At 59.8% G+C, this 4,596-nt stretch carries 6 protein-coding genes; all 6 read right to left on the reverse strand.

Going from position 1 to position 4,596, the window contains the following annotated elements; translation table 11 throughout:
- Positions 1 to 316 precede the first annotated feature (316 nt).
- Genes QZ378_RS12180 through QZ378_RS12205 form a run of 6 tightly spaced genes read right to left on the reverse strand, consistent with a single transcriptional unit; the run spans position 317 to position 4,375 of the window.
- Positions 317 to 1,186: a hypothetical protein gene (locus tag QZ378_RS12180; RefSeq protein WP_291258457.1), complete on the reverse strand. Its 870-nt coding sequence runs from the start codon at positions 1,184 to 1,186 to the stop codon at positions 317 to 319.
- A 14-nt stretch (positions 1,187 to 1,200) separates the two neighbouring features.
- The gene (locus QZ378_RS12185) at positions 1,201 to 1,824 is read right to left on the reverse strand and encodes a DUF3801 domain-containing protein (RefSeq protein WP_291258458.1); all 624 of its coding nucleotides are present in this window, start codon (positions 1,822 to 1,824) and stop codon (positions 1,201 to 1,203) included.
- Positions 1,825 to 1,829: 5 nt separating this feature from the next.
- Positions 1,830 to 2,294, reverse strand: coding sequence for a hypothetical protein (locus tag QZ378_RS12190; RefSeq protein WP_291258459.1), 465 nt, complete (start codon positions 2,292 to 2,294; stop codon positions 1,830 to 1,832).
- Positions 2,227 to 3,624 (reverse strand): relaxase/mobilization nuclease domain-containing protein, encoded by a 1,398-nt coding sequence (locus QZ378_RS12195; protein WP_291258460.1) that lies wholly within the window; start codon positions 3,622 to 3,624, stop codon positions 2,227 to 2,229. Before QZ378_RS12195 ends, QZ378_RS12190 begins: the two co-directional genes overlap by 68 nt.
- Entirely contained in the window at positions 3,624 to 3,929 is a 306-nt protein-coding gene (gene mobC / locus QZ378_RS12200) for a plasmid mobilization relaxosome protein MobC (protein WP_291258461.1), read from the reverse strand. The genes QZ378_RS12195 and mobC overlap by 1 nt, the downstream gene beginning before the upstream one ends.
- The gene (locus tag QZ378_RS12205) at positions 3,926 to 4,375 is read right to left on the reverse strand and encodes a hypothetical protein (protein ID WP_291258462.1); all 450 of its coding nucleotides are present in this window, start codon (positions 4,373 to 4,375) and stop codon (positions 3,926 to 3,928) included. Before QZ378_RS12205 ends, mobC begins: the two co-directional genes overlap by 4 nt.
- Between the last annotated feature and the right edge of the window lie 221 nt (positions 4,376 to 4,596).

A 4,596-nucleotide genomic window follows, 5' to 3' on the forward strand; every position in this document is an offset into this window, starting at 1 on the left:
TTCTGCTTGGGCAGTATATCTATGGAGGAAACTGTTACTTTGTCAACGGACCCAAATTGAGGGGAGTTTTCTGGAAGCCCCGCCGCGGTCCGGCGGAGACAACCCGCCTTCCCCACGCTGATAAAAGCCGCCGTCAGGCGGCTTTTGGGGCGTCCCTCCCCTTGGAGACCAAACAATCCGGCAGACGGCCCCAGTCAAGGCCCGCCCAGTCCGCGGACTGGGCGGCTCGCGCAAAATTGCGCAGGCAATTTTGCGGCCTTGACGGAGGGCGGAGGACGGATTAGCCTCCATCAAGGGGAGACGCCCGCCACGGGGCTTATCGCACCGGGCGGCGCTCCGTGGTGCGGCTCCTGCGCCTTTCGGCCTCGATATTCAGGTCAATGGAGCGCCCGATTTGCTTGCTCATGTCCTGGATTTTATCCAAAACACTTTTGCACTCGTCCATATCCATTCCGGCAAACCGCTCCCCCAGGCGCTCCAGGTTGGGCTGTTTCGGCTCGACGCCATACCTGCGGCAGAGGATATAGGAAACGCTCTGTGCGTCCAGCTCATACCGCGCCCAGCTGTAATCCCGGTTGTATCCCTTGTCGTGATAGCGGGTCAGGGCCACCTCTGCGGCGATGGAGGCAAACGCCTCGGGATCGGTATAGTTGGGGTTGATGGCCAGCTCCCGCTTGTCCTCGTCGAAAAAGGCGGGGGCGTCCAGGCCGCGGTCCACAGCGGGCTCGGCCTTGGAGTAGTTCAGCAGGGTTTGGAGGGCGCTGGACATCTCCGCGCTGTCCTCCCGCAGGGCGCGGTGCTTCAGATCTTTCCCCTGGGTCTGGCTCACATCGTAGGCGTCTGTCAGGGAGTACGCCTTGGTCCGGGCGTCCCGGGCAAAGATTTTTACTCCATGGTCCTGTTCTTCCGGCAATACAGTGCGGCCCAAGGACTGCCAGCGGTCCCGGGTGCCGAACACGGTGGCCTTTTCCATCCCCGCCAGGACGATTGCCACATTCCCGGCGCTGTATGCCGGGTTATCACCCTGCATGGTCAGGTAGCGGATGTACTGTGCCGGATCGGTGACGATCAGCTCAATGCCGCAGTCCTGCATCTCAGTGACAGCTTGCCGGTCTGCCTGATGCTGGTTTTTCCACAGGGAATCGCTTGCCGCCTTGGCAGCAATGATCTCCTCCAAATTCGCCATAGTAGACCTCCATATCATCTTGTTTGGGATTTTGACGGCCTGGTGCGTTTCGGGGCTGGACGCTCCGGCTTCTTCTCTGCCTCAGCCCGATAGGCGTCCAGCCGGTCCTTTACCCTGGGCCGACCGGCGGGATCGTCAGTAGTCTCCGCCGTCATCGTATCCGAACTCATCTTCCCGGCTGTTGAGCCATTCCCGCGCTGTGGTAAGGAGCGCTCTGGCCGAGCGCGGGGGGCGGCTTTTTTTGGCGGCTCCGCCTCCTGACCCTGTGCGGGGGCGGGATAGCCCCGCTGCTCCAGGTAGTGATTGACCAGAGGGACGTAGTCCACATTTGTGACCAGAGAAACGATCCCACTATCAGAGCGCGTGTCCTTGATGGTGGAAAACAGTACATTTTTCTTTGCGTAGGCCCGGAAGTCCTCCAGATCGCTCTCTTTGATGTGAAAGGTTCTCAACTCCCGTCCCAGCTGGATCAGCTGGGACATATTGGCCTTGCCGCAGAGCTTCTTGTTGTTCTGGGACAGGGCTAGCAGGAAGGCCGCCAGATTTTTGCCGCCTCCAGCCAGAAGTTTGACGGCGGCCTCGGTAATCTGGATGCTCTCTTTTACCATCAGATCGGCCACTTCGCCGCTGTTGTCCATATACTTCACCTCCCGGTTTTCAGATATTGAATGACTTCCAAAATAGAGCAGTACCGGACCTTCTGGAGATACCGGCGGGTCAGCAGCTTCAGGTGCCGAGTCCGCTGGGGCTGGGGAAACGCGGAGAACATCTCCACGTCATGGGCTGACCTCTGGTAATCCAGAAGGGTTACGCTTCCACAGGGCCGGCCCCCCATCCATTTCTCCACGTGGAGGAACAGTGCAAGCACCGGCCAGCCGCCCCGGGCCCGATATGCCAGCCAGCAGAGGTTTTCGTAACTGCCCGGCTCATAGACGCGGGGCGGATCGAACAACCGGCACTCCTCCCGTCGGGCCAGAAACAGGTAGTCGGTCTGACCGCCTGCCCGGAGCTTTATCAGGTCCAGCTCAAGGCTCTCTGCGTCAATGGGCTGGTACATGGGGATCAGGGAGAGGATGGCGGTCAGATCCGCGTGCAGCAGTTTTTTCATGGGGATACCTCCTTGCATTGCCTGGGCGGTGGGCCTCCGTTGCTGCCTGCACCCTGGGAATGTCGGCCTCAATGCGGGCGCACAGCTTCAGATCCCGGCGCAGCGCCCGCAGGCGTGTGGTGATCTGCGCAATCTCCGTCTGGGCTTCTCCATCTCCCCGCCGTTTCCGCTGGTACAGTTCCTTGCGCCGCTCGGCCAGGGCGTCTATATCCGACTGAATGGCGTCGTACTGCATGGAGAGCTGGCCGGCCGTCTCGATGCGGTTCTGACGAAGGTAGCGGAATTGCTCCTGGTAGCGGTCCAGCTTCAGCAGTTCTTCCCGCATGGAAAACGCCGCCCGTTTTCTCGGGCGGCGCGCAGGCGGGGGATTGAGCAGATAGAGATACCTCAGATATAAGAGCTGGAAGTCCGTGAATTTCCGGCGGCGGTGGGGCAGGGGGCCTCGCGGCCGATACCGCCTCCCCGGCTCCAGCAGACGGAAAGCGGCTGGGTTGGCAGCCGGTACGGGAGGCGGCGGGGCATCGCCGGAGCGGACGGCGGCAAGCCGGGCCCGAATGTCCGATTCCGCATACCCCTTGCCCAGGCTGTCCAGCCGGATATAGCCCTTTCCGCCTGGAGGCAGGACGGCGGTGTGCTTCACCCTGGGGCCGGACTTGACCTGATACCCCATTTGCCGAAGCTGATCAAGAAAAGACTTGTAGGTGTACGACTGGCGGATGGCTTCCTCCACGTCCTGGCGGACCAGGCCCCGCACTGTGGGCCGTCCCCTGCGCTGGGCCTCCCATTCCCCGCGGCTCACCGGCGCACCCTTCAGGGGCTCGCCGGGCTCTATGACGGACAGGCCGTGTTCCCGGCAGATAGCGTCCGATGTGCCCCGGATGCCCTCATAGTAGTCCTTTATCTGATCCCGGTACATGACCCCGTCCACAAAAGACACGGAGTTGAACACGATATGGGAATGAAGATGGGCTTTGTTCAAATGGGTGGAGACCACCGCCTCATAGCGGTCTCCCAGCAAGCGTTGGGTCAGTTCCACCCCAATGGCGTGGGCCTGGTCCGGCGTCACCTCGCCGGGGGCAAAGGACTGGATGATGTGGTAGCCCTTCCGCTTGCGCCCCTCTTTGCCCCAGCGCCGCTTGGTGTCCAGCATATCCTGGTACACCCGGTCCCGGGAGCAGTTGATGGACGTCTCATAGCAGACACGCTCCGTTTTTGCCCGGTCCAGGGCGTAGTCGATGGCGGCCTCCAGAGAGGTTTTATCTGGATCCTGCGTGTAGCCCACGCATTTGTCCAGCCGGTTATGGATGACTAAGATCTTCGTATAGGCCATTACAGGGTATCCCGCACAAGCTGGACCGCCTCCCGTACCAGACGGGCCGCTTCGTGGATCTCCTCCTGAGTGGCCTCGCCTCTGGCATTGGCCTGAAACGCCAGCTGATTCACATTGTTGCCAATGGCGTTCAGCTCACGGAGCAGGGCGGCGTAGGTGTCGGGGGGCCGGGGACGGAGCTGGACGCCCATAATGAGCTGGCGCAGCATGGGCTCGATTTTAAGGCCAGTGGCCTGGGCCGTTTCCCGCAGCTTGGCATAATGTGCGGCGTCCAGCCGCAGGGTGATCGTCTTATAGGGCTTCATCGAGACAGATCCTCCTGTTTGCGTGCCAGGCGTTTTTCTGCCCGGCGTTGAAATTCGGTCGTGTCATGCGCGGTGCAGTAGGACATTTTTCCACAGGAATCTTCCAGCAGATGGGCCATACACTCTTCAAAGGTGTACCACCCATTATCGCCACCGACCAAAAAATAGTGCATATTGGTGGTTCGATACCGTATCTTGAGCCCGCTTTCATGGGTGAGAATGACCACCGCATAGACGCACAGATCCTTTGACCCGTCGTAGGGTACGATCTCCAGGGCAGCGTCACAGTAGGGGGTATCATGGGCGGCGAGGAACGCCTTGATTTTTTCTGTGTTTTCGGCCTGGTGCTCCCGGAAATACTGGATATATCCCAGCTGTTCCCTCAGCTTCGGTACATAATTTCGTTGGTCAATTCCAATATAGAGCTCCCGTCCGCTTCCGAACACGATGGAATAGTCGTTGTGCCCCCGGTACTTGCCCCGGCAGGGCTTTCGGACAACTTGATAAGAAGTCTCGCCAAAGAGCCGCTGTAATTCTAATTCCAGCGGCTTTGCTTCCTTTTTGCTGTATATGGTTCATCCCTCCCATGATAGATTGGGGCCTCCACAGTCAAAACTCCCCTCAATTTGGGTTTGTTGACAAAGACCTCGCACCTGCCTGAAATTAT

The sequence above is a fragment of the Flavonifractor sp. genome, from assembly GCF_019422385.1.
Taxonomy (GTDB): domain Bacteria; phylum Bacillota; class Clostridia; order Oscillospirales; family Oscillospiraceae; genus Flavonifractor; species Flavonifractor avistercoris.

Bases quoted from the DNA above. Each gene is read 5' to 3' on its own strand.
- QZ378_RS12180 (WP_291258457.1), bottom strand. From the start codon at position 1,186: ATGGCGAATTTGGAGGAGATCATTGCTGCCAAGGCGGCAAGCGATTCC.
- QZ378_RS12195 (WP_291258460.1), bottom strand. From the start codon at position 3,624: ATGGCCTATACGAAGATCTTAGTCATCCATAACCGGCTGGACAAATGC.
- QZ378_RS12190 (WP_291258459.1), bottom strand. From the start codon at position 2,294: ATGAAAAAACTGCTGCACGCGGATCTGACCGCCATCCTCTCCCTGATC.
- QZ378_RS12185 (WP_291258458.1), bottom strand. From the start codon at position 1,824: ATGGACAACAGCGGCGAAGTGGCCGATCTGATGGTAAAAGAGAGCATC.
- mobC (WP_291258461.1), bottom strand. From the start codon at position 3,929: ATGAAGCCCTATAAGACGATCACCCTGCGGCTGGACGCCGCACATTAT.